This is a genomic window from Bartonella sp. AD328YNZD, assembly GCF_042196425.1.
Window position 1 is genome coordinate 1 of sequence record NZ_JBHIQG010000138.1, and the last position, 2334, is coordinate 2334.

At 38.6% G+C, this 2334-nt stretch carries 2 protein-coding genes; one reads left to right on the forward strand and one right to left on the reverse strand.

Going from position 1 to position 2334, the window contains the following annotated elements:
* Positions 1-12: 12 nt before the first annotated feature.
* Entirely contained in the window at positions 13-1101 is a 1089-nt protein-coding gene (locus tag ACFIO3_RS07345) for a 2'-deoxycytidine 5'-triphosphate deaminase (protein ID WP_375607382.1), read from the reverse strand.
* A 280-nt stretch (positions 1102-1381) separates the two neighbouring features.
* On the opposite strand from ACFIO3_RS07345, the gene mutL reads away from it, so the two are divergent.
* On the forward strand, positions 1382-2334 hold a 953-nt coding region (mutL, locus tag ACFIO3_RS07350; RefSeq protein WP_375704257.1), incomplete at its 3' end, for a DNA mismatch repair endonuclease MutL.

A 2334-nucleotide genomic window follows, 5' to 3' on the forward strand; every position in this document is an offset into this window, starting at 1 on the left:
GTGGTTTCCAACTCATTTAAAATGCTTAGACAACTTTAAACCCTGTGCTTGATAATGTGATCCAACATCATGTCCATAAAGGGTTGAGGGCCGATTAAGCATATGTTCATAGACCAAACGACCAATCATTTGGCCATGCTCTAAGATAAAAGGAACTTCATGGCTTCGCACTTCTAAAACCGCTCTTGCTCCTTTTCCACCCGCTTCCATATGCCCAAATCCTGGATCAAAAAAGCCTGCATAGTGCACCCTAAACTCACCAACTAAAGGATCAAAAGGAGTCATTTCTGCGGCATAAAGCGGAGGCACATGAACAGACTCTCGTGAAACTAAAATGTAAAACTCATCAGGATCAAGAACTAGCTCTCTGTGATCTCGATCAAAAAGAGGTTCCCAAAAATCTAAAACGTGAGCAACGGCGCGTTTATCAATATCAATAACGCTTGTATGATGTTTACCACGATAACCTATAAGCCCGTTTTCATCTCCCTTTAAATTAATGGAAAGTCCAATACCATCAGCACTAATATTAGGAAGATCTTCCGATATCAGTGTTTCTTGCCTTTGCAAAGTGTGCAACTCAATTTCATTTAAATAACTTTGCCCTTTTCTAAACCGAAGCTGTGATAAATGTGAGCCAGTACGTACCAAAATTGGAAATGTTCGTGGACTAACTTCCAAATAAAGTGGACCATGATAACCAGCACAAATTTTATCAAATTCCTGAGCATTATCCGTAATGACACGTGTAAAAACATCTAACCGCCCCGTGGAACTTTTGGGATTGGCAACAGCAGATAAAAATTCTGGTAAAGCTAAAGTTTCCAAAAGAGGAACAATATAAACACACCCCGTTTCTAAAACGGCTCCGTCTTGTAAATCAAACTCATGCAACTTTAACCGTTCAAGCTTATCCAAAACTTTTGCATCAGAACCCGGCATAAAAGAAGCACGTATACGATAAGCTTTCTCCCCTAAACGAAGATCAAGGCTTGCTGGTTGTATTTGAGATCTATCAAATGGATACTGAGCCTTGAGAAAGTTATTATCAATCAAAGCTTGTATATCACTATCTGCTAAAATACCGCTTATACGCGCCATATATTGCCTTCCCTTTTTACTGTATTTCTTTTTGACCTAGATGATCCCTTGGTGCAAGCCATTTTTAAGGTGATAAAAACTATTTTTTTTGTTTTTTTCAAACTGATTTGTTAACATAAAATAAAATACTTTGAATAATGAAGAACATTTTGCCTCTCTTTAAAAGTAAACAAGAGGTATTGTAAAAATAATATTTTCATGCTCTCTTATTCTTGAATGTCGCGCAAATGGTGTTATCATAATTTCTTATAAACCCTTAAGATTCCTGTTAGAATTTATTATGATTATACGCCATCTTAGCGAAAATATTATTAATCAAATCGCCGCTGGTGAAGTTATTGAACGACCAGCAAATGTTGTCAAAGAACTTGTTGAAAACGCTATTGATGCTGATGCAACGCGCATTGAAATCATTACAGCAAGTGGTGGAAAAAATTTTATCAAAGTTAGTGATAATGGTTGTGGGATTCCTGCAGATCAGTTAACTCTAGCAGTTTCTCGCCATTGTACCTCAAAGATTACCGATGATGTACACAATATCTGCTTCCTTGGGTTTAGAGGAGAAGCCCTCCCCTCTATTGGTTCTGTTGCAAAACTTAAACTCACTTCACGAACAAAAAATGCTGAGAGCGCTGCTGAAATTTCCGTTACTGCAGGAAAAATTGTAGGCCCCAAGCCAGCTGCTGCAAATCCTGGAACAATTGTTGAAGTTCGTGATCTTTTCTTTGTCACACCGGCACGATTAAAATTTATGAAAACTGATCGGGCTGAAACAAATGCTATTAGCGATATGATTAAGCGAATTGCTATCGCATTTCCACATATCCGCTTTTCTCTTTCAGGACTAGACAGAACTTCTATAGAACTGTCTGCTACAGAAAATAATACTCAAGGACAATTACAACGTATTACGCAAATTATGGGAAAGGAATTCGCCCCTAATAGCATTGCACTGAATGCTGAACGCGAAGCAGTGCGCTTAACGGGTTTTGCTTGTTTGCCATCTTTTAACCGAAATAACAGCCTACATCAATTTGCTTATGTTAATGGGCGTCCCGTGCGTGATAAATTTCTATGGAGTGCACTCCGAGGTGCTTATGCTGATGTTATGCCCCGTGATCGTTATCCTGTCGCTATTCTTTTTATTGATCTCCCACCTGCTGAAGTAGATGTTAATGTTCACCCAGCTAAAGCTGATGTACGATTCCGTGATCCAGGATTAATTCGTGGTTT

Excerpts from the sequence above, each read along its gene's own strand:
- ACFIO3_RS07345 (WP_375607382.1), bottom strand. The coding sequence starts at position 1,101 with ATGGCGCGTATAAGCGGTATTTTAGCAGATAGTGATATACAAGCTTTG.